General features: G+C 70.6%; 22 protein-coding genes. 9 read left to right on the forward strand and 13 right to left on the reverse strand.

Annotated elements, in window-relative coordinates:
- Positions 1-75: 75 nt before the first annotated feature.
- From KSO97_RS08125 to KSO97_RS08150, 6 genes are all read right to left on the reverse strand, one after another.
- Positions 76-1,527 carry a M1 family metallopeptidase gene (locus KSO97_RS08125; protein ID WP_232677748.1) on the reverse strand — a complete coding sequence of 484 codons (1,452 nt, stop codon included), beginning with the start codon at positions 1,525-1,527 and terminating at the stop codon, positions 76-78.
- 51 nt (positions 1,528-1,578) lie between these two features.
- Entirely contained in the window at positions 1,579-2,247 is a 669-nt protein-coding gene (locus KSO97_RS18270) for a GntR family transcriptional regulator (protein ID WP_232677750.1), read from the reverse strand.
- Positions 2,228-3,148 (reverse strand): DMT family transporter, encoded by a 921-nt coding sequence (locus KSO97_RS08135; RefSeq protein WP_232677751.1) that lies wholly within the window; start codon positions 3,146-3,148, stop codon positions 2,228-2,230. The genes KSO97_RS18270 and KSO97_RS08135 overlap by 20 nt, the downstream gene beginning before the upstream one ends.
- 55 nt (positions 3,149-3,203) lie before the next feature.
- On the reverse strand, positions 3,204-4,532 hold the full coding sequence (gabT, locus tag KSO97_RS08140) for a 4-aminobutyrate--2-oxoglutarate transaminase (protein WP_232677753.1): 1,329 nt from the start codon (positions 4,530-4,532) through the stop codon (positions 3,204-3,206).
- Positions 4,529-5,761 (reverse strand): saccharopine dehydrogenase family protein, encoded by a 1,233-nt coding sequence (locus KSO97_RS08145; protein WP_232677754.1) that lies wholly within the window; start codon positions 5,759-5,761, stop codon positions 4,529-4,531. Before KSO97_RS08145 ends, gabT begins: the two co-directional genes overlap by 4 nt.
- Positions 5,762-5,922: 161 nt before the next feature.
- Entirely contained in the window at positions 5,923-7,356 is a 1,434-nt protein-coding gene (locus tag KSO97_RS08150; RefSeq protein WP_232677755.1) for a gamma-aminobutyraldehyde dehydrogenase, read from the reverse strand.
- A gap of 112 nt (positions 7,357-7,468) precedes the next feature.
- Between KSO97_RS08150 and KSO97_RS08155 the strand changes: the two genes are divergently transcribed.
- Complete coding sequence (locus KSO97_RS08155; RefSeq protein WP_232677759.1) at positions 7,469-8,839, forward strand: aspartate aminotransferase family protein; 1,371 nt, start codon at positions 7,469-7,471, stop codon at positions 8,837-8,839.
- 146 nt (positions 8,840-8,985) lie between these two features.
- On the forward strand, positions 8,986-9,933 hold the full coding sequence (locus KSO97_RS08160) for a DMT family transporter (RefSeq protein ID WP_232677760.1): 948 nt from the start codon (positions 8,986-8,988) through the stop codon (positions 9,931-9,933).
- Between the two features lie 237 nt (positions 9,934-10,170).
- Here KSO97_RS08160 and KSO97_RS08165 read toward each other — a convergent pair whose 3' ends face one another.
- From KSO97_RS08165 to KSO97_RS08185, 5 genes are read right to left on the reverse strand one after another with little or no spacing between them, the layout of a single operon-like run.
- Complete coding sequence (locus KSO97_RS08165) at positions 10,171-11,583, reverse strand: FAD-binding oxidoreductase (RefSeq protein ID WP_232677762.1); 1,413 nt, start codon at positions 11,581-11,583, stop codon at positions 10,171-10,173.
- Between the two features lie 7 nt (positions 11,584-11,590).
- A complete protein-coding gene (locus KSO97_RS08170; RefSeq protein WP_232677763.1) occupies positions 11,591-12,433 on the reverse strand; it encodes an ABC transporter permease in 843 nt (280 codons plus the stop codon).
- On the reverse strand, positions 12,433-13,284 hold the full coding sequence (locus tag KSO97_RS08175; protein WP_232677764.1) for an ABC transporter permease: 852 nt from the start codon (positions 13,282-13,284) through the stop codon (positions 12,433-12,435). Before KSO97_RS08175 ends, KSO97_RS08170 begins: the two co-directional genes overlap by 1 nt.
- Positions 13,285-13,298: 14 nt before the next feature.
- On the reverse strand, positions 13,299-14,459 hold the full coding sequence (locus tag KSO97_RS08180; RefSeq protein ID WP_232677765.1) for an ABC transporter ATP-binding protein: 1,161 nt from the start codon (positions 14,457-14,459) through the stop codon (positions 13,299-13,301).
- Positions 14,452-15,645 carry a spermidine/putrescine ABC transporter substrate-binding protein gene (locus KSO97_RS08185; RefSeq protein WP_232677766.1) on the reverse strand — a complete coding sequence of 398 codons (1,194 nt, stop codon included), beginning with the start codon at positions 15,643-15,645 and terminating at the stop codon, positions 14,452-14,454. The genes KSO97_RS08180 and KSO97_RS08185 overlap by 8 nt, the downstream gene beginning before the upstream one ends.
- A gap of 163 nt (positions 15,646-15,808) precedes the next feature.
- On the opposite strand from KSO97_RS08185, the gene KSO97_RS08190 reads away from it, so the two are divergent.
- The 6 genes from KSO97_RS08190 (at position 15,809) to KSO97_RS08215 (ending at position 21,573) form a co-directional block, all read left to right on the forward strand.
- A complete protein-coding gene (locus KSO97_RS08190) occupies positions 15,809-16,282 on the forward strand; it encodes an Lrp/AsnC family transcriptional regulator (protein ID WP_232677770.1) in 474 nt (157 codons plus the stop codon).
- A 110-nt stretch (positions 16,283-16,392) separates the two neighbouring features.
- Entirely contained in the window at positions 16,393-17,664 is a 1,272-nt protein-coding gene (locus tag KSO97_RS08195) for an FAD-binding oxidoreductase (RefSeq protein WP_232677772.1), read from the forward strand.
- Positions 17,665-17,759: 95 nt separating this feature from the next.
- Positions 17,760-18,167 carry a hypothetical protein gene (locus tag KSO97_RS08200; protein ID WP_232677774.1) on the forward strand — a complete coding sequence of 136 codons (408 nt, stop codon included), beginning with the start codon at positions 17,760-17,762 and terminating at the stop codon, positions 18,165-18,167.
- 249 nt (positions 18,168-18,416) lie between these two features.
- On the forward strand, positions 18,417-19,136 hold the full coding sequence (locus KSO97_RS08205; RefSeq protein ID WP_232677776.1) for a rhodanese-like domain-containing protein: 720 nt from the start codon (positions 18,417-18,419) through the stop codon (positions 19,134-19,136).
- Positions 19,137-19,350: 214 nt separating this feature from the next.
- Complete coding sequence (locus KSO97_RS08210) at positions 19,351-20,241, forward strand: serine protein kinase RIO (protein WP_232677777.1); 891 nt, start codon at positions 19,351-19,353, stop codon at positions 20,239-20,241.
- 177 nt (positions 20,242-20,418) lie between these two features.
- Positions 20,419-21,573, forward strand: coding sequence for an LOG family protein (locus tag KSO97_RS08215; RefSeq protein ID WP_232677778.1), 1,155 nt, complete (start codon positions 20,419-20,421; stop codon positions 21,571-21,573).
- Here the strand turns inward: KSO97_RS08215 and KSO97_RS08220 are convergent.
- Positions 21,521-22,711 (reverse strand): glycosyltransferase family 1 protein, encoded by a 1,191-nt coding sequence (locus KSO97_RS08220; protein ID WP_232677779.1) that lies wholly within the window; start codon positions 22,709-22,711, stop codon positions 21,521-21,523. The genes KSO97_RS08215 and KSO97_RS08220 overlap by 53 nt on opposite strands.
- Positions 22,712-22,799: 88 nt before the next feature.
- On the opposite strand from KSO97_RS08220, the gene KSO97_RS08225 reads away from it, so the two are divergent.
- The gene (locus tag KSO97_RS08225; protein ID WP_232677785.1) at positions 22,800-24,509 is read left to right on the forward strand and encodes a TIGR03767 family metallophosphoesterase; all 1,710 of its coding nucleotides are present in this window, start codon (positions 22,800-22,802) and stop codon (positions 24,507-24,509) included.
- Here KSO97_RS08225 and KSO97_RS08230 read toward each other — a convergent pair.
- Positions 24,484-25,305: a GNAT family N-acetyltransferase gene (locus tag KSO97_RS08230; RefSeq protein WP_232677786.1), complete on the reverse strand. Its 822-nt coding sequence runs from the start codon at positions 25,303-25,305 to the stop codon at positions 24,484-24,486. The genes KSO97_RS08225 and KSO97_RS08230 overlap by 26 nt on opposite strands.
- Between the last annotated feature and the right edge of the window lie 68 nt (positions 25,306-25,373).

Consider the following 25,373-nt stretch of genomic DNA (forward strand, 5'->3'; position numbering starts at 1 on the left):
AGGGGCTGTCGCGGTGGGCGTCGTCCCGGTGCGGGGCCTGGCCGACATCGGCCCCGTCGGCGCGATCTCTCAGGCTCACCGCAGCCCGTTCGCACGCGTGCGTGCGGGCGGGCGCGGCGCGGAGAGCCAGGCCCGGAAGAAGGCGCCGAGCTGCACGCCGCTGATCCGCTCGGCCATCGCGCGGAACTGGGCCGTGCCGGCGTTCCCGCCGCGGTGGGTGGCCACCCAGGTACGCACCAGGCGCCAGAAGGCGCGCTCGCCGATCCGGTGCCGCAACGCCTGCAGCGCCATCGCTCCCCGCTGATAGACCGGTGTCGAGAAGATCTGGTCGCGGCCGGGATCGGCGATGTCGATCCGCCAGAACGCCGGCGCGTGGTTCGCGGCGGCGCCGTACGTGCTCGTGAGCCATTGCTGCGCCGGCGGCCCGCCGTGGGTCTCGCGGTAGTAGACCTCGAAGAACGACGCGAAGCCCTCGTTGAGCCAGATGTCGCGCCAGCGGTGCACGGCGACCGAGTCGCCGAACCACTGGTGCGCCAGTTCGTGGACGACGGTCGCGAGGGCGTCGCTGCCCATCAGCGGGTAGACCGGTCGGGTCTGGTTCTCCAGCGCGAAGCCCACCCCGAGGCTGGTGACCAGCCCGCCGGTCGACTCGAAGGGGTAGGGGCCGACGCGGTCGATGAGCCAGGAGGTGATCGCGGGCGTGCGGCGCATCAGCCGCATCGACGACTCCCGCGCGGCCGTCGGCAGCTCGCGCGAGACGGCGACGTACCACGGCAGGCCTCTGCGGATCCCTCGCGCGATCTCGTAGCGGCCGAGAGCGAAGAAGGCCAGGTAGGTCGCCATCGGGGACGTCGTGCGCCACTGCGTCGTGGCGCGCTCGCCGTCCACCGTGCGCGAGACGAGCAGCCCGTTGGAGACGGCCTGCACGTCGGCAGGACCCTCGATCTCGATGTCGAACGTCGCCTTGTCGGTGGGGTGATCGCTGCTGGCGAACCACCACGGAGCCATGTGGGGCTGGTTGATCGCCACGACCTCGCGACCATCGGCCAGCCAGTTGCTCTCGCCCGCATAGCTCAGCTCGGCCGGCGTCCATCGGCCGGCGACCCGCACCTGTGCCGACTCGCCGCGACGCAGCGGAGTCGCGGGCGTGATCACCACCTCGTGACCGGACTCGAAGCGGTACGCCGCGGGGACGCCGTCCACCTCGACGGAGTCGGGGGCCGCGAGCAGGTCGAGGTTGAAGCGCGAGAGGTCCTGCGTCGCACGCAGACGGAGCGTCGTCACGCTGGTGAGCTCGCCGGTGGCGAAGTCGTAGGCGACGTCGATGTCGTAGTGCTGGGCGTCGAAGCCGCCGTTGCCGTCGAGCGGCCAGTACGGGTCGCCCGCGCCGCTCGCCCCCGCCGACGGCGCCGTGATCTGCCCGGACGCGTCGACGTCGGTCGAGGCCCCGACGCTCGCCGGTACGCCCGCGAGCACCAGACCGCAGACCGTGGACAGGAGGACACCGCGAGCGGTCCGCTTCTTCACATCGACGACCGTAGACCAGGGGCCCGGCACGGCGGGCGGCCCACGCGGTGGTCAGTCGGCGGCGAGAGCACCCAGGATCAGCGCCGTCGCATGGTCCACGTGCGCTCGTACGGCATCCTCGCCCACGGACTGGATCAGGCGGAGGTATCCACGGTGCTCCGCGACCAGCGCCTCGGCTCGATACCGGGGCCGCAGATGGACCAGCACCAGCAGCATCTCGGTGTGCAGCGACCGGTACGTCTCGGTGAGCCGCGGGCTGCGTGCAGCTGCGACGATCTCGCTGTGCACCTCCGCGTGCGCCCTGGCCACCTCCGGCCAGTCATCGGGATCGGTCGCCGCCGCGCGCTCGAGCCGATCGAGCGCCTCGAGGATCTGGTGGACGACGTCCGGGGGCCAGGTCGTGCCGTGGCGGGCCCGGACGAGCCGTACGGCCTCGCACTCGAGAGCGGCGCGCAGTTGCTGCAGCGCCACGAGGCCGTCGGTGTCGAACTGAGCCACCCGCGCTCCCCGGTAGGGCTCGACCGTGACGAGCCGTTCGGCGGCGAGGAGCCTCAGGGCCGAGCGGACGGTGTGCCGCGAGAGGCCCGACATCGAGGCGATGTCCTCCTCACGGACCGGTGTACCCGGAGCGAGCTCGCCGTGAAGGATCTGGGCGCGCAGCGTGTCCGCGAGTCTCGCGACCGACGTCGGCCCGGGCGTCTCACGCGGCGACGGCGACACGTCGTCCCCTTCCCGGCGAGGCCAGCAGCACGAGGCCCGACGTCAGGACGAGCAGTCCCGAACCCGCCGTGGCGTCGAGCCGCTCGCCCAGGACGCCGATGCCGAGCAGGGTGGCGCACAGCGGCTCGGCGAGCGTCAGCGTCGCGACGGTGGACGCACGCAGCCTCGCCAGCCCCCACCCGAACAGCAGGTAGGCGGCGGCCGTGGTCACGACGCCGAGCCATACGGCGAGCGCGATGCCACCGCCGCTCGCGAGCCAGCGCAGGTCGGTCAGGACGAGCACGGGCAGCGCGCCCAGCGCAGCGCCGCCGAACAGCTCGCCCATGGCACGCGCCGGTGTGCGACCGCGGTCCAGCAGCTCCTTGCTGGCCACGGCGTAGACGGCGTAGGAGGCCCCGGCACCGAGCGACCACGCCACACCGGCGCCGGTGGCGGCACCGGCGCCGGTCAGACCGGCGATCATGCCCACCCCGACGAGCGCCAGGGCGGTTGCCACGCACCAGCGCGGCGTCGGCCGCTCGCCGCGCAGCCCGGCATCGAGCAGGCCGGTGAAGACGGGCGCTGAGCCGAGTGCCACGACGGTGCCGACGGCGACTCCCTCGCTGGACGTGCCGAGGAAGAACGTCGGCTGGTACGCGAGCACCCCCAGAGCGCCGACGACCACCACGGCGGCCAGGGGCACGCGGTCGATGACGCGCGGCCGCGTGGTGTCACCCGGCACGGGCGGCGGCGTCCCCGGAGCGACCCCGCGCCGCGTCGTCCACCAGGCGCAGAGGGCGAGCAACGCTCCCCCCAGCACGATCCGCGCCATCCCGACCGAGAGAGACGAGCCGTCGATGTCGGCCAGCTCGCGGCTGGTCCCCGTGGTGCCGAAGCACAACGCCGCCATCAGGACGGCCACGACCCTCACTCTCAGATTGTTACACAATCTGAGAGTGAGGGTCGCTGGAGGCCGTCTAGGCCGTCGCGGCGAAGGCCTCCGCGACCACGTCGAGAGCCTCCCCGAGGAGGTCGTCGGAGATCGACAACGGCGGCAGGAACCGGAAGACGTTGCCCCAGGTGCCGCACGTCAACGTCACGACCCCCTCCGCGTGACATCGGGCGGACACCGCGGCGGTACGTGCGGCGTCGGGGGTGACGGCGCCGCTGGCGTCGCGGGTTCCGAGCTCGATGGCCTGCATCGCCCCACGCCCGCGGACGTCGATGATCACGTCGTGCTCGGCGGCCATCGAGGTCAGTCGGTCACGCATCAGCGCGCCGATGGCCGCGGCCCGGGCGGCGAGGTCGCGCTCTCGCATCTCCTCGACGGCACCGAGCGCTGCGGCGCAGGCGATCGGGTTGCCGCCGTAGGTTCCGCCGAGACCGCCACCGTGCACGGCGTCCATCAGCTCGGCGCGGCCGGTCACGGCAGCCAGCGGGAGCCCGCCGGCGATGCCCTTGGCCGTGGTCACGAGGTCGGGCACGACGCCCTCGTCGTCGCAGGCGAACCAGTCGCCGGTGCGACAGAAGCCGGTCTGGATCTCGTCGGCCACGAAGAGCACCCCGTTGTCGCGGCACCACTGCGCGATCCGAGGAAGGAAACCGGGAGCGGGCACGATGAAGCCACCCTCGCCCTGGATCGGCTCGATCACCACGCACGCCAGATTGCCGGTACCGACCTGCTTGTCCAGGACGTCGATCGCCCGCGCGGCGGCCTGCTCGCCCGAGAGGCCGTCGTGGAGCGGGTAGGACATCGGCGCGCGGTACACCTCGGCGGCGAACGGCCCGAATCCGTTCTTGTACGGCTGGTTCTTGGCGGTCATCGCCATCGTCAGGTTGGTGCGGCCGTGGTAGGCGTGGTCGAACACCGCGACGGCGTCGCGGCCGGTGGCGACCCGAGCGATCTTGACGGCGTTCTCGACGGCTTCGGCGCCGGAGTTGAAGAGCGCGGACTTCTTGGCGTGCTCGCCCGGGGTCAGCTCGGCCAGGGCGGCACAGACGTCGATGTAGCCCTCGTACGGCGTGATCATGAAGCACGTATGGGTGAACGCCTCGGCCTGCTCCACGACGTTGCGCACCACCGCGGGCGCGGCGTTGCCGACGGTCGTCACGGCGATGCCCGACCCGAGATCGATGAGCCGGTTTCCGTCGACGTCCTCGAGGATCCCGCCGCCGGCACGGACGATCGAGACCGGCAGCATCGTGCCGACGCCGTCCGCGACGTACCGCTTCTTGCGCTCGAGTCGCTCGAGCGAGAGCGGACCGGGGATCCGGGTCAGCAGCCGGCGCTCCTGGGGCACGCTCACGATGTCATCTCCTTGATGCCCCACGGGCTTCCGTAGCTGGTCAGCAGGTCGAGGAACGGCACCGCGTCGAAGGCCTCGGGCCCGAGCACGCCGACTCCGCTCCACACCCCGGTCGCGACGAGCTCGAGTGCGACGACGGGATTGATCGCGGTCTGCCACACGACGCACTGATGGCCGTAGTCGGCCATCACGGTCTCGTTGTCGACCACGTGGTAGAGGTAGGTCGACCGGGGCTCGCCGTCCTTGCCGGTGCCGGTGACCCACAGGCCGGCGCACGTCTTGCCGGTCATCCGTGGCCCGACGCCTGCGGGGTCGGGCAGCACCGCGGCGACCACGTCGCGCGGGCTCACCTCGACGCCTTTCACGCGCACCTTCTCCGTGCGGTCCAACCCGAGGGTGTGGAGCACCTTGAGGATGGTGATGAACTCCTCGCCGAGGCCGTACTTGAACGTCGCGCGCTTGCAGTCGATCCAGCGCGGCATGAGGAGCACCTCCTCGTGCTCGACGTTGACGCACTCGACCGGTCCGATGCCCTCGGGGAAGTCGAAGATCTCCGGCTCGCTGAAGGGCGCCGTGGTGTGCCAGCCGCCTTCGCCGCCGTTGCGCGCGCCGTCCCAGATCACCGGCGGGTTGAGGCATTCCTCGATGGTCGTCCACATCGAGAACGACGGCGCGAAGATCTCGTGGCCGTGCTCGTCGGTGACCACCAGGTTGGCGCCGTCGCGGGTGCCGAGCTCGTCGATCTCGGAGAACAGGTGATCGGCGGCGTACCGGGCGAAGACGTCCGAGAGACCGGGCTCCACGCCCATGCCGACCAGCGCGAGCCGACCGGCCTCCTCCCAGGCAGCCGCCCGGGCGAACTGCTCGTCGCCCAGCTTGACGCCGCACTCGGAGTGCGGCTGTTGGGGATGGGGCACCGACAGCGACATCGCCATGTCCACGTAGTCGGCTCCGGCCGCGAACGCGCCCTCGAAGATCGCCATGTTGAAGACCGGGTCGACGGCGTTCATCACGTGGGTGATCGCGTGCTCGCGGCACAGCGACTCCACCGAGGCCTGGGATGAGGCGTCGATCTGGGCGGCGGTGAACCGGTGGTCGTCTGCCGCGGCGCGCTCTGCGCGCTCGAGCGTGTAGTCGGCGATCACGATCTGCTCGAAGAAGTCGCGGCGTGCGGCGATGGCCGCGAACGCGCCGCCGACGCCGCCGGCGCCGATCAGCAGGATCCTCATGACGTTCTCGTGCCTTTCATCTCGCTCGATCTCGACGCGCACAAGGCGAGTCAGCTGTCTCTCCGGATCTCGACGCGCGCAGCACGACCTCGTCCCTCGGTCGTGGCGCTTGCTCGATCCTCCTTCGCTACGCGGGCCACTCGTGCCTCGTGACCCGCTGCTCAGTCGCCGATGAAGGACATGACGTGCTTGATCCGGGTGTAGTCCTCCAGGCCGTACATGGAGAGGTCCTTGCCGTACCCGGAGTGCTTGAAGCCGCCGTGCGGCATCTCGGAGACGAAGGGGATGTGGGTGTTGATCCACACCGCGCCGAAGTCGAGCTTGCGCGACATCCGCAGAGCGCGGGCGTGGTCCTTGGTCCACACGCTGGAGGAGAGCCCGTAGGGAACGCCGTTGGCCCAGGTCAGGGCCTGCGCCTCGTCGGCGAAGCTCTGCACCGTCATCACCGGGCCGAAGATCTCGGTCTGGATCTGCTCGTCGTCCTGCTGCAGCCCCGCGAGCACCGTGGGCTCGTAGAAGTACCCGGCCTCGCCCTTGCGGGTGCCGCCCGTCTCGATGCGGGCGTGGTCGGGCAGACGGTCGACCATGCCGGACACGTGGCTGAGCTGCTGGGCGTTGTTGAGCGGGCCGTAGTAGGTCGACTCGTCGTCGGGCATCCCGGTCGGCATGCCCCGCGCGGCCTCGGCCAGGGCTGCCACGAACTCGTCGTGGATGCCCGCCTGCACCAGCACGCGGGTCGCCGCGGTGCAGTCCTGCCCGGCGTTGAAGAGGCCGGCCCCCGCGATGCCCTCGGCGGCCGCAGCGATGTCGGCGTCGTCGAAGACGACCACGGGGGCCTTGCCGCCGAGCTCGAGGTGGACCCGCTTGAGGTCGTGCGAGGCCGCCTCGGCCACCTGCATACCGGCGCGCACCGACCCGGTGATGGCCACCATCTGCGGCGTCGGGTGGGCCACCAGGGCACGGCCGGTGTCGCGGTCGCCGCAGACGACGTTGAGCACGCCGGGCGGTAGGAACTCCTGGCAGAGCTCGGCCAGGAGCGTCGAGCTGGCGGGTGTCGTGTCGCTCGGCTTGAGCACGACGGTGTTGCCGGCCGCCAACGCGGGCGCGATCTTCCAGATCATCATCAGCAGCGGGTAGTTCCACGGCGTGACCTGACCGACGACACCGACGGGCTCGCGCCGGACCCAGGACGTATGGTCCGCCATGTACTCACCAGCCGCCTTGCCCTCGAGCAGGCGCGCGGCGCCGGCGAAGAACTTGAAGTGGTCCGAGGCGTAGGGCATCTCCTCGTCCATCGTCAGGTGCAGCGGCTTGCCGGTGTCCCGGCACTCGACTGCGTTGAGCTCCTCGACGCGCTCCTCGATCGCAGCCGCGATCTTCAGCAGCGCGTTGGAGCGGTCCTGCGGTGTGGCGTAGGCCCAGCCCTCGAATGCGGAGTCGGCCGCGGCGTAGGCGCGGTCGACGTCCTCCGCGGCGGAGAGCGGGGCTCGCGCGTAGACCTCCCCCGTGGTCGGGTCGATCACCTCGTAGGTCTCGCCCGAGGCTGAGTCGACGAGCTCACCGTTGACGACATTGCGGAAGGTCAGATCGGCCATGACCGGAGCCTAGTCGCCGAAAGCAGCCTCCTGGCAACGGAATCCGTCGAGATTTCACTCAACCGCAACGGAATCATTTGCTTCTCCTGCGGCGCGGGTCGAAGATGGAGTCATGAGTGAGCACCTGCAGCAGGCAGCGAAGGATCATCTCTGGCTGCACTTCACCCGCCACGGTGGCTACGTCGGGCCCGACGCCGTCGACGTGCCGGTGATGGTGCGCGGCGAGGGCGCCTACCTCTACGACTCCGCCGGCAAGCGCTACCTCGACGGCCTCGCCGGACTCTTCGTCTCCCAACTGGGTCACGGCCGCACCGAGCTCGCCGACGCCGGAGCGGCCCAGGCACGCGAGCTCGCGTTCATGCCGCTGTGGTCCTACGCGCACCCGCCGGCGATCGAGCTCGCGGAGAAGGTGGCGGGATACGCCCCCGGCGATCTCAACCGGGTCTTCTTCACCAGCGGTGGCGGTGAGGCGGTCGAGAGTGCGTGGAAGCTGGCGAAGAACTACTTCAAGCTCACCGGCAAGCCGATGAAGCACAAGGTGATCAGCCGCACGATCGCCTACCACGGCACCACCCAGGGCGCGTTGTCGATCACCGGCCTCCCGCTGCTCAAGCAGCAGTTCGAGCCCCTGGTGCCGTCGACCTTCCGCGTGCCCAACACCAACATCTACCGCGCTCCCCTGCACGGGGACGACCCGGAGGCGTTCGGACGCTGGGCCGCCGACCAGATCGGCGTGGCCATCGAGCAGGAGGGCCCCGACACCGTCGCAGCCGTCTTCCTGGAGCCCGTGCAGAACGCCGGCGGCTGCTTCCCCCCGCCGCCCGGCTACTTCGACCGGGTGCGCGAGATCTGCGACGAGCACGACGTCCTCCTGGTCTCCGACGAGGTGATCTGCGCCTTCGGTCGCCTGGGCACGATGTTCGGCGCCGAGCGCTACGGCTACCAGCCCGACATCATCACGTGCGCCAAGGGCATCACGTCCGGCTACGCCCCGCTCGGCGCGATGATCGCCTCGGACCGCCTGATGGAGCCGTTCCTGGCCGAGGGTGCGATGTTCGCCCACGGCTACACCTTCGGCGGCCATCCGGTGTCCACTGCGGTCGGCCTGCGCAACCTGCAGCTCTTCGAGTCCGAGGGCGTCCTGGAGCACGTGCGCGCCAATGAAGGCGGCTTCCGCGCCACGCTGGAACGACTGCTCGACCTGCCGATCGTGGGTGACGTCCGCGGCGACGGCTACTTCTACGGAATCGAACTCGTCAAGGACAAGGCGACCAAGGAGTCCTTCACCGCCGAGGAGTCCGAGCGTCTCCTGTACGGCTTCGTCTCCAAGCAGCTCTTCGCCGAGGGGCTCTACTGCCGAGCCGACGACCGAGGCGACCCGGTCGTCCAGCTCGCACCGCCGCTGATCTGCGACCAGCAGCACTTCGACGAGATGGAGCAGATCCTGCGCACCGTGCTCGACAAGGCCTGGTCGCTGCTCTGACGGTCATCGAGCCTGTCGGTCATCGAGCCTGTCGGTCATCGAGCCTGTCGAGATGCCCGCGGTCTCGACAAGCTCGACCACCGGGCGGGAGCACGGCGTCCGATATCGACGAGCGTCGTCGGTCTCGGGAGCCGTAGCGTGAAGCTGTGACCTCACGGAGCCCGTCCGACCAGGAGGCGCGGCAGCGCTGGCTCTCGATCGGCGCCGTCGCGATCACCCTGGTGCTGTGGGCCTCGGCGTTCGTCGCGATCCGGCACCTCGGTCACGACTTCTCGCCGGGCGCGCTGTCGCTGGGGCGACTCGCGATCGGCGCGCTGGCACTGGCGTGCGTGGCCCTCCCACGCGGCCTACCGCGGCCCGACGGACGCGCCTGGTCGGGCATCGTCGTCATCGGCGTGCTCTGGTACGCGGTGTACATGGTGGCGCTGAACGAGGGCGAGCGGCGGGTGGACGCCGGAACCGCAGCGATGCTGATCCAGGTCTCCCCCGTGCTGGTCGCCGTGCTCGCCGCGATCTTCCTGCGCGAGAGGTTCACCCCTCGTCTCGGCATCGGGCTGGCCCTGGCGTTCGGCGGCGTCGCCGTGATCGGACTGGCCAGCTCCGACAGCGGTGGCCGCGACGCGCTCGGCGTGGCGCTCTGCCTGGTCTCCGCGGCGGCGTACTCGGTGGCGATGATCGTGCAGAAACCTCTGCTCGCGCGGGTCGCGCCGATCCACGTCACCTGGCTGGCCTGCACGATCGGCGCGATCGTCTGCCTTCCCTTCGCGCCAGCGCTGATGGGCGAGCTCGGTCGTGCGCCCGCGTCGTCGATCTGGTGGTTGATCTACCTCGGTGTCTTCCCGACCGCGCTCGCCTTCACCACCTACGCCTACGCCCTGCAGTTCATGACGGCGTCCAGCCTCGGGATCACCACCTATCTCGTACCGGTCATCACCATCGCGATGAGCGCGCTGCTGCTCGGCGAGGTGCCGCCCTCGTTGGCCTACGTCGGCGGGGCGCTCGCCCTCGTCGGCGTCGGTGTCGCGCGCAGCACGTCACGCGCGGGACGACGAGCCTCCCTCCCCGTCGTCGAGGAGCCGGCCACGGAGCGGTGAGCTCTCGCAACGGTCGCAGCGCGACCTCCTCGACCACCAGCACCCCCGGTGGTTGAGGAGCCCCGCGAGGAACGAGCGGGGCGTCACGAAACCCCCGCCGGCCAAGGCAGGCGCGCACCCTCACCAGGTCTCGTGACGGTCGCAGAGCGACCTCCTCGACCACCGGAGACCGGCAGAGCGACCTCCTCGACCACCGAAGACCGGCAGAGCGACTCCTCGACCGCCGTGCCGGCCGACTCAGGAGTCGAACCCCAGCCCGAGGCGGTCCAGGGTGCGCAACCAGAGGTCTCGGCGGCCGCCCTGCTCGTCGGCCCTGGCGATCGAGCGGCGCGTGAGGTTGATGCCGAGCGAGCGCACCGGCTCGGGCGGGAACGGAAGCGGGCGCTCGCGCACCATGCGCAGGGCCGTGCGCTCGGTCTCCTCGCCGTGCAGCAGGTCGAGCATCACATCGGCTCCGAAGCGCGTGGCGGCGACACCCAGACCGGTGTAGCCCAGTGCGTAGGCGACCCGGCCCTGCCAGGCCGTGCCGAAGAAGGCGGCGAACCGCGAGCAGGTGTCGATCACGCCACCCCAGCGATGGGAGAACCGCAGACCCTCGAGCTGGGGGAAGGTCTCGAAGAAGTGGGCGGCGAGCCGACCGTGCGTCTCCTCCGACTGCTCCAGCGAGCGAGCGATCCGCGACCCGGCGTAGTAGACGGCGTCGTAGCCGCCCCACAGGATCCGGTCATCTCGCGTGAGCCGGTAGTAGTGGAACTGGTTGGCGGCATCACCGATGCCCTCGCGCCCCGCCCACCCGACGGCGGCCCGCTGCTCCCGCGTGAGCGGCTCACTCATCAGCACGTAGTCGTAGACCGGCACGGTCATCGACCGCAGCCGGCGAAGCAGTGGTCGGAAGGCGTTGGTCGCGAGCACCACCTGACGCGCCCGCGCCGAGCCCGCGTCGGCTACGACCCTCACGCCGTCACCGGCGCGCACGACGTCGCGCACGTACGTGCCCTCCACGATGCGGACCCCGGAGTCCAGGCACGCCTGCCGGAGCCCCCACGCCAGGCGAGCCGGTTCGACCAGAGCGGTCCCCTGCGCCTCTCGGAGAGCCGCCCGATACGTGGGCGAGTGGACGGCGGAGCGCGTCGCCGTCTCATCGAGGAGGTCCACCTCGTGACCGTGGGCCCGCATCTGCTCGGCGAGCACGGCGAGCTCCGCGGCCTGCCACGGCTGCGTCGCGACGGTCAGCTCGCCGGTGCGCTCCCAGCGACAGTCGATGCCGTGTCGGCTGATCGTCTCCCCGATGGCGTCGAGATTCGCCGTGCCGAGCCGGTCCAGGACATCGAGCTCCTCGGGCCAGCGCTGGACGCCGTTGCCGAAGCCGTGGGTGAGCGACGCCGAGGCGAAGCCACCGTTGCGGCCGCTGGCCTCGTCGCCGCACCGCCCCGCCTCCAGCAGCACCACGCGCCGTCCGGGATCCCGTTCGACGGCACGCAGCGCCGTCCAGAGTCCGGTGTACCCGCCACCGACCACGGCGAGGTCGCACTCGAGGCCGCCGCGCAGCGGATCGAGCCGTTCCGGGGCGTCGGGCCACTCCTCGGTATCGAGCCAGTAGGGCCGTCGCCGGGCCCCGGTCAGCGCTTCGGCCGCCCAACTGCCGGCCATCAGGCGATCACGCCGGACGTCGGCGCCGGCTGCGCAGCTCGCCGATCAGCACGATCGTCACCGACAGCACGATCATGACCGTGCCGATGACGTTGATCTGCATGGGCACCGTCCGCCGGCTCACGCCCCACACGTACATCGGGAACGTCGTGGTGTTGCCCGAGTTCAGGTTCGTGATGATGAAGTCGTCGAAGGAGAGCGAGAAGCTCAACAGCGCGGCGCCGAGGATCCCGGGGAAGACCAGCGGGAAAGTGACCCGCCAGAAGGTCTGGGACGGCGTCGCGTAGAGGTCCATCGCCGCCTGCTCGAGGTTGTCGTCCATGCCGGCCAGCCGGGCCCGCACGGTGACCACGACGAACGACAGGCAGAACATGATGTGGGCGACCAGGATCGTCCAGAACCCGAGCTGCCCGCCGAGGCCCGCCGCCACGAACATCGCCAACAGCGAGGAGCCGAGCACGATCTCGGGTGCCGCCATCGGCATGAAGATCAGCAGGTTGGACGACGAGCGTCCGATGAAGTCGTGCCGCACGAGCGCGAAGGCGGCGAGCGTGCCGAGGATCGTGGAGACGACCGTGGCGAGGAGTCCGATCTCGATGCTGCGCAGCAGCGACTCGCACATCGCCGGATCTGCACAGGGGTTCTTCCAGTTGTCGAGGGTGAACCCGGAGAACTTGTAGATCTTCGACTGCTCGCTGACCGGCTTGTTGAAGCTCATCAGCACCACGACCGCGATCGGGACGAACGTGTAGGCGAGCACCACCAGGCCCAGGCCGAGCACGAGGCGCTCGCGCATCCACCGACCCAGGCGCGTGCCTGCCCCGCCCGACCTCGGTGTCATGACCGCCATCAGAGGAGCTCCTCGGTCCCGGCCCGACGCACGTAGACGAGCACGAGCGCGAGGATCATCGTCATCAGGATCACCGACAGGGCCGCGGCGGCCGGGTAGTCGTTGGCGTCGGTGAACAGGCTCTGGATGACGTTGCCGATCATCCGGGTGTTGGTGTTGCCGAGCAGCTCAGCGTTGATGTAGTCGCCGACGGCCGGGATGAACGTCAACAGCGTGCCGGAGACGACGCCGGGCAGGGAGAGCGGCCAGGTCACCTTGAAGAACGTGGTGATCGGATTGGCGTACAGGTCGCCGGAGGCCTCGATGAGGCGATAGTCCACCCGGTCGAGGCTGGCGAAGAGCGGCAGCACCATGAACGGCAGGAAGTTGTAGGTCAGACCCGCGATCACCGCGACGGGCGTGGCGAGCAGGCGCCCGTCGTCCCCGAGGATCTGGAGGAACTGGAGGGTGTTCACGATGAATCCGTCGTCGGCGAGGAGCAGCTTCCACGACAGCGTGCGCACCAGGAAGCTGGTGAAGAACGGCGCGATCACCAGTACCAGCATCAAGATCTTCCACCGGCCGGCCTTGAAGGCGATGGCGTAGGCCAGCACGTACCCCAGCACCAGGCACAGCACCGTCGCGACGCCGCCGTAGGCCAGCGAGCGCAACAGCGGCTGCCAGTAGTCGGTGATCGCGTCGACGAAGTTGCCGAACGCGTACGTCATCTCGTAGCCGCGGAAATCCGAGCCGGACGGGTCGTACAGGCTGGTGGCGATGAGGGAGTAGAACGGCAGGGCGAAGAAGGCGAGCAGGTAGAGGGCACCCGGGATGACGAGCAGGTACCCGGTCTTCCCGCGCTTGCGGGTCATCTCGCTCGCCACGGCTACAGCGCCGCGCCGGCGCTGGCGTCCTGCGCGTGGTCGAGGAGGAAGGCGTACTCGGGCCGCCACGAGAGCTCGACGGCGTCGCCGACGGCGAAGATGCGCACGCGGCCGGTGTTCTGGGAGAACACCTGCAGCTCCTGACCCCACGGCATCCGCACCAGGTAGGCGGTGGAGACGCCGACGAAGCTCACGTCGCTGACGACGCCGCCCGGGATGGTGTTGCCAGGGGCGTCGAGTTGCTCCCCGACCTCCCCGATCAGCACCTTCTCCGGCCGGATCCCGACCCAGCCACGATCGCTGTCGGTGTGCGTCCGGTTCGCGGGCACCGAGACTGCGATGCCGTGCATGTCGACCGTGGTGATGTCGGCGCTGCGGGAGACGACACTGCCGGCGATCAGATTCGACTGGCCGAGGAAGTTGGCGACGAAGGTCGAGCGCGGGTTCTCATACAGTTCCGCCGGCGCGCCCATCTGCTCGATCACACCGCCGTTCATCACCGCGACCGTGTCGGCCATCGTCATGGCCTCCTCCTGATCGTGGGTGACGTGGATGAACGTCAGTCCGACCTCGGTCTGGATCCGCTTGAGCTCGATCTGCATGGCGCGCCGCAACTTCAGGTCGAGCGCGCCGAGGGGCTCGTCGAGGAGCAGCACCTCGGGCTTGTTGATCAGCGCCCGCGCGAGCGCGACGCGCTGCTGCTGCCCGCCCGAGAGCTGCGCGGGCTTCTTGCGGGACTGGCTGGAGAGTTCGACCAGGTCGAGCATCTGGCGCACCTGCTCGTCGACGTCCTTCTGCCGACGGCGCCGCAGCCCGAAGGCCACGTTCTCGGCGATGTCGAGATGCGGGAAGAGCGCGTAGGACTGGAAGACGGTGTTGACGGGCCGCTGGTAGGGCTTGGCGTGGGTGATGTCGCGCCCAGCCAGCTCGATCGTGCCGGACGTCGGTGACTCCAGGCCGGCGATCATCCGCAACGTCGTCGTCTTGCCGCACCCCGAGGGCCCCAACAGAGCGAAGAACGAGCCACTCGGCACCTCCAGGTCCAGCGAACGGACGGCGGTGAAGGTCGCGAACTCCTTCGTCAGAGCGCGCAGCCGCAGACCGGATCCACCCCCCGCCCCCGCTGCGTCCTCGGACGCACGCTGCTGGTTCGGCTCAGCCACCTGTGACATCGGCCCAGTCCCTCTCGTAGGTCAGACTCGCCCGGTCGTCGAGGGCCATGAAGCCGTACGTGGCGGCGAGGGCGTCGTCGTCGGGGAAGATCAGCGGGTTGTCCACCAAGGAGGGATCGATGCCCTCCATCGCCTCGCGCGCTCCCTGCACCGGGCAGATGTAGTTCACCCAGGCCGCCAGTCGGGCGGCGACCTCCGGCTCGTAGAAGTAGTCGATCCAGGCCTCGGCGTTCGCGCCGTGCGTGGCGAGGTTCGGCACCATCATGTTGTCGCTCCACAGCATCAACCCCTCTTCGGGGACGACCCAGCGGATGTCGGGATTGTCGAGGGTCGCCTGGATGACGTCGCCCGACCATGCCTCGCACGCCAGCACGTTGCCGGAGGCCAGGTCGTTGAGGTAGTCGTTGCCCGAGAACGCCCGGATCTGCCCGTCGGCGACGACGCGGCGCAGCTCGTCGATGGCGTCGGCCCACTCGTCGGGAGTGAAGTCTCCGGGGTCGGCTCCCCGGGTGAGCAGCAAGAAGCCCATCGTGTCGCGCATCTCGGTCAGCAGGGTGACCCGGCCCTTGAGGTCCGCGCGAGTGAGCAGCTCGCTGAACGAGCGCACCTCCCCGACCTCCGCGGCGTTGTAGGCGATACCGGTCAGACCGCTCTGCCACGGCGCGTGATACGTCAGATCCGGGTCCCACGGCCGGTTGCGGAGCGGCTCGATGAGATTGGCGTGCAGGTTCGGCACCCGCTCGGCGTCGAGCGGCTGGATCCACCCGAGAGAGATCATCCGCGCCGCCATCCAGTCGGTGAGCATGATCATGTCGCGGCCGATGGGCTGGCAGTCGCCGAGCTGGTTGCGCACCTTGGCGTAGAACTCGGCGTTGTCGTTGATGTCGTCGGTGTACTCGACGGCGATGCCGGTGCGGCGCTGGAACTCCTGCAACGTGGAGGTCTTCTTGCGTCGCGGATCGATGTAGCCCGTCCAGTTCGAGACCACCAGCCGCTTGTCGGTGGAGGACAGGTCGCCCGCCATGCAGTCCATCGGATCCTGCTGCGCGCCGTCGGCACTGAAGAACGGCAGCTTCAAGCCGGCCGCGCCGAGGCCGACCGCGGCCAGGCCTCCGCCCGCTCGCAGCAGCCGGCGGCGGGTCACCCCACCGCTCCCCGTCGACGCCGTCGCCGTCATCGAACCCCTCTCGCCGTGCCCTGCGAAGTGTCGGGATCGTGGCATGCGGCACCGGCCCACCACAAGGGAAACCGTTGATCGGAAACATGAACGCAACGGAATCCGAAGCAGAGACGCCGAGATCACGCGTCGACGATCAACGGCCGCGGCTATCGTGCGAGTCATGCCAGCCACACCCGGGAGGCGACTCCCCGCCCTCGACGAGGTTTCCAAGGCGATCGTCGAACAGCTCCAGCAGGACGGACGTCGCTCCTACGCCGCCATCGGCAAGGTGGTCGGGCTCTCCGAGGCCGCCGTGCGTCAGCGCGTGCAGAAGCTCATCGACACCGGCGTGATGCAAGTGGTGGCGGTGACCGATCCGCTCCAGCTCGGCTTCGCCCGCCAGGCCATGGTGGGGGTCAAGGTGTCGGGTCCGCTGGAGCCCGTCGCCGACGCGCTCGCGGCGCTGGACGAGGTGTCCTACGTCGTCATCACCGCTGGCGCCCACGACCTCCTCGCGGAGGTGGTCTGCGAGAGTGACGACCACCTGCTCGAGCTGCTCTCCGGGCGTATCCGTGCGATCCCCGGCGTCGTCGCGACGGAGACCCACACCTACCTCCAGCTGCGCAAGCAGCCCTACTCCTGGGGCGTGCGCTGAGCCCGGACGACGCGCGGTGGCGCGGGCTCCCCCTGTGGCACGAGACGGCGGACGACACCTGGACGGCGCGCCCGCCGCTCGTCGGCGACGTCGAAGCCGACGTCGCGATCGTGGGAGCCGGCTACACGGGGCTGTGGACGGCCTACTACCTCCTGCTGGCCGACCCCTCGCTGCGCGTCGTGGTCCTGGAGGCCGAGACCGCCGGGTTCGGTGCCTCTGGACGCAACGGCGGATGGTGTTCGGCCCTCTTCCCGGCGTCTCTCGACACCCTCGCCGAACACTCGAGCCGCGGCGAGGCCCTCGGGCTGCACGCCGCCATGCGCGGGTGCCTGACCGAGATCACCCGGGTCTGCGAGGCCGAGGGGATCGATGCCGACATCGCACACGGCGGCACCGTGATCGCCGCCCGCAACCGGGCGCAATGGAGCCGGGCACGTGCCGAGGTCGCCCACGCCCGTTCGTGGGGACGCGGCGAGGACGATCTGCGTCTCCTCGATGCCGCGGCCACCACCGAACGCCTGCGAGCGACCGGAGTCCGGGGCGGGACCTTCACTCCCGACTGCGCCGCGCTGCATCCGGCCAAACTCGCCCGCGGTCTCGCCAGAGCCGTCGAACGGCGCGGCGCCACGATCCACGAGGTCAGCCGCGTGACCCGCATCGAACCGAGACGCGTCACGACCCGCCGCGGCGCCGTACGGGCGCGTCACGTCGTCCGGGCCACCGAGGGCTTCACCTCCGACCTTCCCGGGCTCCGTCGCGCCGTGGTCCCGGTGTACTCCCTCATCGTCGCAACCGAGCCACTCCCGACGTCGACCTGGGACGCGATCGGGCTCGGCGCCCGCGAGACCTTCGGCGACCACCGGCATCTGATCGTCTACGGCCAGCGCACCGCCGACGACCGCCTGGTGTTCGGCGGACGCGGTGCGCCCTACCACTGGGGATCGCGGGTCCGGCCCGAGTTCGACCGCGACGAGGCGACCTTCGCTCACATCTGGGCGACCGCGGTGCAGATGCTGCCCGCGCTGCGCGATCACCATGTGACGCACGCCTGGGGAGGTCCACTCGCGATCCCGCGCGACTGGACGGCGTCGGTCGGTCTCGATCGCGCGACCGGAATGGCCTGGGCGGGCGGCTATGTCGGTGACGGCGTCGCCACCACGAACCTTGCTGGCCGCACCCTCGCCGACCTCATCACCGGGCACGACAGCCCGCTGACCCGCCTGCCGTGGGTCGGCCATCTCTCACCCGTCTGGGAGCCCGAGCCGCTGCGCTGGCTCGGCATCAACGCGGGCGTGCGGGCGATGGCCGCTGCCGACCGCGAGGAGACTGCCACCGGCAGGGCCTCGCTGATCGCCCGTCTCGCCGCTCCCCTGCTGGGCTGAACTGCTCCGCGACACGCTCGCTCACAACCCAGAGACGCGGGGGGTCATCGACGTGTGCTAATTTCGAGTAATTCGCTCGACTTTAAGGAGTATTGATGGCGGTCGTCACGGTCGAGGTGCCCAGTCTGGGCAATCGGTGTCATCTGGTCCACGACGGCCGCGTGGGGATCGTCGTCGATCCGCCCCGCGACATCGAGGACGTCGAGCGCGCGGCCGAGGCTGCCGGCGTCGAGATCGCCGCCGTCGCCGACACCCACGTGCACAACGACTGCGTCTCGGGCGCGCTGCTCCTGGCACGTCGACACGGTGCCGACTACCTGCTCTCGGCCGCCGAGACGGTGGGCTTCGAGCGAGTCGGAGTGCGCGGCGGCGACCGGATCGAGGTCGGCCGACTCACCGTCGAGGTGCTCGACACTCCAGGCCATACCCGGCACCACCAGTCGTTCCTGGTGCACGCTCCCGGCGCTCCGGCAGCGCTGATGAGCGGAGGCAGCCTGCTCTAAGGCGCTGTCGGCCGCACCGACCTGATCGACCCCGCGCTGACCGCGCACCTGGCCGGCCTGCAGTGGGACTCCGCTCGCAGCCTGGCCGCGCTCGCCGAGCGCACACCCTCCACCCTGCTGCTTCCCACGCACGGATTCGGCAGTTTCTGCGCGAGCAGCCCCACCACTCCGGTGGATCCCGGTCACCCGCCCACGCTCGGCGACCAGATCGCCACCCACCCCGCCGTCCTCACCGACAGGAGCAGCTTCGTGTCCGACCTCATCGCGGGCTTCGGTCCGATCCCGAACCACTACTCCCGGATGGACCCCCTGAATCGCCGGGGCGCCGGAGCGGCGGCACCACGAGCGCCGCGGCCGGCGACCGCCGACGACGTGGCGGACGCGGTCCTCTCAGGATCCTGGGTCGTGGACCTCCGCACTCGAGCGGCCTACGCCGACGGCCACCTCCCTGGAACCGTCGGGATCGAGTACGGCACGCAGTTCGCCACCTACGTGGGCTGGCTGGTGCCCTGGGACGACGATCTGGTGCTCCTGACCGACACCCCCGACGACCTCGACGACGCCGTCCGCGACCTGGCCCGCATCGGCATCGACGGAGTCCGGGCCCACCTCGTCCACGACGACGCCGCGCTCACGGCCACGTTCCGTCGCGCGACCTGGTCGGACTTCCACGCCGCGCTCGACGAACGCCGGGAGTCGCCCGAGCCGATGATCGTGGTCGACGTCCGCCAACGCGACGAATGGGCCGCCGGTCATCTGCGAGGCGCCGTCCACGTGCCGGTCCAGGACATCGACCGCGCCGCGGGCTCGCTGCCGCCCGGCGAGCTCTGGGTGCACTGCAAGTCCGGCTACCGCGCCGGCATCGCAGCCAGCGTGCTGCACCGCGAGGGCCGCACCGTCGTCCATATCGACGACGCGTGGGAGCACCGCGGCGACGTACCCCTGGAGCGCACCGCCACCGCCGCCTGATCCGGACGAACCTCTGCTGAGGTAATTCGGTTGCCGTCGGGGCCGCCCCCCCCCCGGGCCGGGGGGGGGGGGGCGCCGGCCCCGCGCCCACCCCCGGGCGGGGGGGCCCCCCCCCACCTCTCGGCGCCGCCCTCGACCGCGAAGGAGCGTGACATGTCCATGACTGTCCTCGGCCTGCCCGCCGACCACCTTCGTCACGAATCGAGTTCCTGCGTTGACCACACGCGACCCCGAGCAGTTCCCGCACGACCCTGATCTGAATCTCGCCACCAGCGGCGCCACCGAGATCGACGGCGATCTGCCGTTCGACTGGACCGTCTACGACGACCTCGACGACGGTCAGCGCTGGACGACGTGGCACGACGTCGAGCCGCTGTGTCGCGGCCCGCAGCCCCTCCCCGAGTGGGTGGTGACCTCCCGCGGCGCCATCGACACCGATCTCGGCATCCTCAAGACCGGCAAGGAGGCCGACGTCTTCCTGCTCGAGCGGGCCGATCCGCACGACCCGAGCCAACAGGTCGTGATGGCCGCCAAGCGATACCGCTCGCCGGAGCACCGCTCCTTCCACCGATCCGCGGCCTACACCGAGGGCCGGTCGATGAAGCGGTCGCGCGACGAGCGCGCCGTCCAGCGCAAGAGCACCTTCGGTCGGCTGCTGGCGGCCGGTGAATGGGCAGGCTCGGAGTGGGATGCCCTCAAGCGCTGGTGGGGCCTGGGCCTGCCGGTGCCGTACCCGGTACAGATCGACGGCACCGAGATCCTGATGGAGTGGATCTGCGTGGACGGCGAGACCGCACCGCGTCTCGCGCAGACCCGCCCCGACGCCGCGCGCCTGGCCGACTACTTCGAGCAGCTTCGCGCGGCGCTGGTCACCCTGGCCCAGGCCGGACTGGTGCACGGTGACCTCTCGCCGTACAACATCTTGGCGGCGGGAGACCGCCTGGTGATCATCGACCTGCCTCAGGTGGTCGACCTGGCTGGGAACCTCGCCGGGATGGACTTCCTGATGCGCGACTGCACCAACATCGCCACCTGGTTCACCCGTCGTGGTCTGGAGGTCGACGAGCACGCCCTGTTCGGCGACCTGGTGGCCCACGCCCTCTGAGCCGCCCGCTGCTTGCGGCGTCTGCGTGGACAGAAATCTCGGCCGGCCGAGAAAGCTGGACCTTGGCCGACGAAATTTCGCACGCCAACGNTCCCCCCCCCCGTGCCCGTCTCCCGGCCCCCCCCGAGAAAACCGGACACCGACCGCGACGCAGGGCGGCGTCGCTACGGTGACGCCGTGAGGCGCACCCGCGGCAGCACTGTCCAGATCGAGTCCGAGGCCGAGCTCGCGCGGCGCCTGGCGTTGCGGCCTACCTCGTTGGACGGCTGGCGGATCCGTGGCGTCGATCTGGCCGGCCACATCGAGGCGCTCGACGTCTGCCGACTGGACGGAGCGACCTTCATCGGGTGCACCGCGCCCGACGACGCTGCGGTCGGTCTTCGCGCTCGTGGCGCACTGGTCGTACCCGAGCAGCGCGACCTGCCGCTCGATCCCGACCGCGCCGCGCTGTACACCGCGGCCGAGCTCTACGACACCGTGATCGACGGCGGCAGCTACGCCGCCAGTCTCGATGCCCGCGGCTACGCCTGGACCCAGCGGCTGGAGGAGCGCGACGTCGCGCGGATCGCGGCACTGCACGACCACGCGATCGACGCCGCGCTCCGGGCCTGGGTGGATGCCCAGGCGATGCCCGTGGTCGGTGTGATGGGAGGTCACGCACTCGCCCGGGGAACCGTCGAGTACGCGGACGCCGTCACGCTGGGTCGGCTGCTCGGCGGTGGGCACGTGGTCGCCACCGGCGGCGGTCCGGGCGCGATGGAGGCGTCCAACCTCGGCGCGCGACTGGCACACCTGAGCGACGACGTCACCGACTACGCGTTGGAGCGGCTCGCGCAGGCGTCCTCGTTCCGGCCCTCGGTCGACGCGTGGGTGCTCCCCGCGCTGCAGATCGCCGCCGAGGCCGCTCAGCTCTCCCCTGTCCCAGCACACACGCTCGGCGTACCGACCTGGCACTACGGCCACGAGCCGCCGAACGCGTTCGCGACCGCGATCGCCAAGTACGTCGGCAACGCCGTGCGGGAGGCCGTGCTGCTGGAGATCTGCGGCGCCGGCATCGTCGTGCTCCCCGGCGCCGCGGGGACGGTGCAGGAGATCTTCCAGGACGCCTGCGAGAACTACTACGCGGACGAGTCGTCGGTGGCACCGATGGTGCTGGTCGGGCGGAAGCACTGGACCGAGACGCTGCCCGCGTGGCCCCTGCTCCAGTCGCTGGCTCGCGGCCGTGCGATGGAGGCGCACGTCCACCTGGTGGACGACGTCCACCAGGCTGCGGAGCTGATCAGATCGCAGCCACCGCGAGCGACGGCTGACGACCTCCACGCTCCGCGATGACCTCGCGGTAGTGCGCGACCAACGCATCGTTGACCTGGGACCAGGAGCGACCGGTGACGACCTCGCGCGCCACCACACCCATCGTGCGTCGGCGTTCCTCGTCGTCGGCGAGGCCGCGCACGAGGGCGACCATCTCGACCGCGTCACCGGGGGCGTAGAGGTGGCCCGTCATCCCGTCGTCGACGACGTCGATCGGCCCGCCCGAACGGGGTGCCACCACCGGAACTCCGGAGGCGAGCGCCTCCTGGGCCGACTGGCAGTAGGTCTCGTGACGGCCGGTGTGCACGAACACGTCGAGCGAGGCGTAGACGGCGCCGAGGTCGGCACCGTGGAGCACTCCGGTGAACGTCGCCCCGGGGAGCACGGTGCGCAACCGCTGCTCCTCGGGGCCGCCGCCCACGACCACCAGCGCGTAGCGTGGATCGGCGTCCACCGCGGCCAGGAGGTCGAGCTCCTTCTCCGGTGCCAGCCGTCCGACGTAGCCGACGAGAGTGCGGGTCGCGTCGCCGTCGCAGAGCCCTAGCCGGAGGTCCTCGTCGCGGTGCCCGGGGTCGAACTGCACCAGGTCGACGCCACGTGGCCAGAGCGCGGTGCCGGGCACTTCGAGCTCGGCGAGCTGCTGCAGACTGGCGGTGGACGGCGCGAGCGTGCGATCGACCTTGGTGTGGATGCGGCGCGTGAGCGAGGCCATCGCCCGCGCGCCACCGGGCAGCTCGTAGCGATCGGCGAAGCCCACGAGATCGGTCTGGTAGATCGCGACCACCGGGATGCCCAGCTCGCCGGCCGCCTTGATGGCCTGGTACCCGAGGGTCGCGGGTGAGGCGACGTGCACGACGTCCGGGCGGAAGCGCAGCATCACGGTGCGCAACCGGCGCCGCGTCTCCAGCCCGATCTTGAAGTCCCTGTAGAACGGCAGAGCCGCGCCGCGGGCATGCCGCACCCGGAAGCCCGCATAGATCTCCGGCCCGGTCGGCGCGACGAGCTCGGCACGATGCCCCTGGGCGGCGAGGTGCTCGAGCACGCGGCGCACCGAGTTGGTGACGCCGTTGATCTGCGGCAGGAAGGACTCGGCGACGACCAACACGCGCAGCGAATCACCATCGGCAGCGTCGTGGGCCCGGACCGTCATGGACTCCATGTCTGCGACGCTAGGAATCATCCCGCAACCATGCGCCTCGCTCGCGTGGACGACACGTGAACAACCGCGGAACCCCTACAGTGCGCTGATGCGGATCAGTCGACGACGACTTCTCGGTTCGGGTGCGCTCGGTGGAGCCCTCTCGGGTGTCGGTGCCGCCGGTGCGACCGACGACCCTCGACGCCGCGGCACGCTGGAGCGCGTGATCCGCCGCGGCCGTCGTGGATCAGGCGGTTACGCCCGGCTGACCACCGGCCCCGGCGAGCGACACGTCGTCCGCACCGATCTCGGTGTGCCGGCCGGGGCCGGGCGGGGCCGGCGGCGTCGCGGTCTGCTGGCGTTCGTCCAACTCTCCGACGTCCACATCATCGACGCCCAGTCACCCCTGCGGGTCGAGTGGACCGACCGTTTCGACGACCCGGGCCCGCTGCCCGGTGTCGGGCTCTTCGCCTCGGCCTACCGACCGCAGGAGATGCTGTCGGCGCAGATCGCGGAGTCGATGGTGCGCGCCATCAACGCGATCCGGCGCGGCCCGGTCACCGGGATGCGCCTGGCGCTGGCGATCCAGACCGGAGACAACTCCGACAACTCCCAGTACAACGAGGTCCGCTGGAACATCGACCTCCTCGACGGCGAGCGAGTGCGGCCCGATTCGGGCGACCTGCGCCGCTACGAGGGTGTCAGCGACGTCGACCCGTTGAGCTACGACCCCGCCTACTGGCACCCCGACCGCCCGCCGTTGGGGCGGCGACCCGACATCGCCAAGCGGCGCTACGGGTTCCCGACGGTGCCCGGCCTGCTCGACGCCGCGCGCCGCCCGTTCCGAGCACAGGGTCTGCGGATGCCCTGGTACACCGCCTTCGGCAACCACGACGGTCTGATCCAGGGCAACTTCCCCGCCTCGACACTGCGCCTGGACGCCGTCGCGACCGGCCCGCTCAAGGTCATCTCGCCGCCGCTCGGACTCTCTCCCCAGGAGCTGCTCAACTCCCTCGCCGACGGCAGCCTGGGCGACCTGCTCGGCTCGATCGGCCTGGTGCCCGGCGTCCGGCTGGTGACGCCCGATCGCGACCGTCGACTGATCGCGCGGGCCCAGATCGTGCGCGAGCACTTCCGCACCAGCGGGCTCCCCCGTGGTCATGGCTTCACCGAGCAGAACCGCGCCGCCGGCACGGCGTATTACTCCTTCGACCGCGGCGCGTGCCGGTTCGTCGTCCTCGACACCGTCAACCCCAACGGTTACGCCGACGGGTCGCTGGATCGCACGCAGTTCCGATGGCTCCAGCGGCTGCTCGGCGCCTCGGCCGGGAAGATCGTGATGGTCTTCAGCCACCACACGTCGTCCTCGATGGGCAATCCCCTGATCGGCACCGGAGCGGATCTCGAGCCACGGGTGCTCGGGCCCGACGTGTTGGCGTTGTTGCTCCGTCACGAGGAGGTCGTCGCGTGGGTCAACGGACACACCCACCGCAACGAGGTCACCGCGCATCGTCGCCGTGGCGCGGGCGCCAAGCCCGGCGGGCTGTGGGAGATCAACACGGCCTCGCACATCGACTGGCCCCAGCAGTCGCGCATCATCGAGCTGGCCGACAACCGCGACGGCACGCTGTCGATCTTCACCACCATGGTCGACCACGCGGCACCGACCGGCAGGACCGGCCTCGGGTCCCCGCTCGCACTGGCCGCGCTGGCGCGCGAGCTCGCGGCCAACGACTGGCACGACCGCACCGACGCCGGCCTGGGCACGCGCCGCGACCGCAACGTCGAGCTGGTCACCCGGATGCCGCAGGCCCGCTGATCGGGTCAGACGACAGCGGCACCTGGTAGGAGCGCTCCTCCCCGACCATCTCGAAGCCCGCGCGGAGGAGGATCGGCGCAGAGCTCTCGACGCGTCCCTTGACCAAGGCGAGCGTCCCGCCGTGTGCGACTCCGTAGCGAAGTCGCTCCCGGAGAAGCGCCCGGTAGACACCCCGACGTCGTGCCCGCGGCAGCACCGCGCCACCCCACAATCGGACGTCGCCCCGCTCGACGGTGACGCCGGCGGTGCCGACCGGGCGACCCTCCCGGTAGGCCACGACCGAGCCGCCGCCACCGGACGCCGCTTTGACCCGCTCGCGCTCGAACTCCGCGGCCAGGGTGGTCTCGTCCGGCATCGCGCCACCGAAGACCTCGGTGCCCAGCCACATCGCGTCCCTCAGCGTCGCGGCATCGAGCGCCCAGCGCAGCTCGACGTCGTCGGCCGGGGCGAGATCGGGGAGGTCACGCGCATCGAGTGCCCTCCCGAGGACGGCGAGCGTCTCGGCAAGCACCCCGCCCCGCGCGAGAAGCAGGTCCTCCCACCCGGTCGGCGCTTCGAGGCGTACCCAGCAGAGCAGATGCGGCCGCCCGGTGGGCACACACCCGGCCACTACCTCGTCGAGCACGACGTCCATCGCACGCGTCGGCGTGAACGACCGCAGCTCCAGCGGCTCGTCCCACCACGACGGCAGCCCGAGCACCAGGTACTCCGGGGACTCGACGCGGACGGCGTCGTGGGGGATGAAGCTCCACCGCGCGACGGCAGCGACGATCTCGTCGTGGAGTGTGAGGCCCATCGTCATCTCCGATCTCGGACGGCTCGGATCGAGAGCGCGCGCGGATCGGGCTGATGCCGGCTCGCTCT

Source organism: Nocardioides sp. R-C-SC26 (genome assembly GCF_021246465.1).
Lineage (GTDB): Bacteria > Actinomycetota > Actinomycetes > Propionibacteriales > Nocardioidaceae > Nocardioides.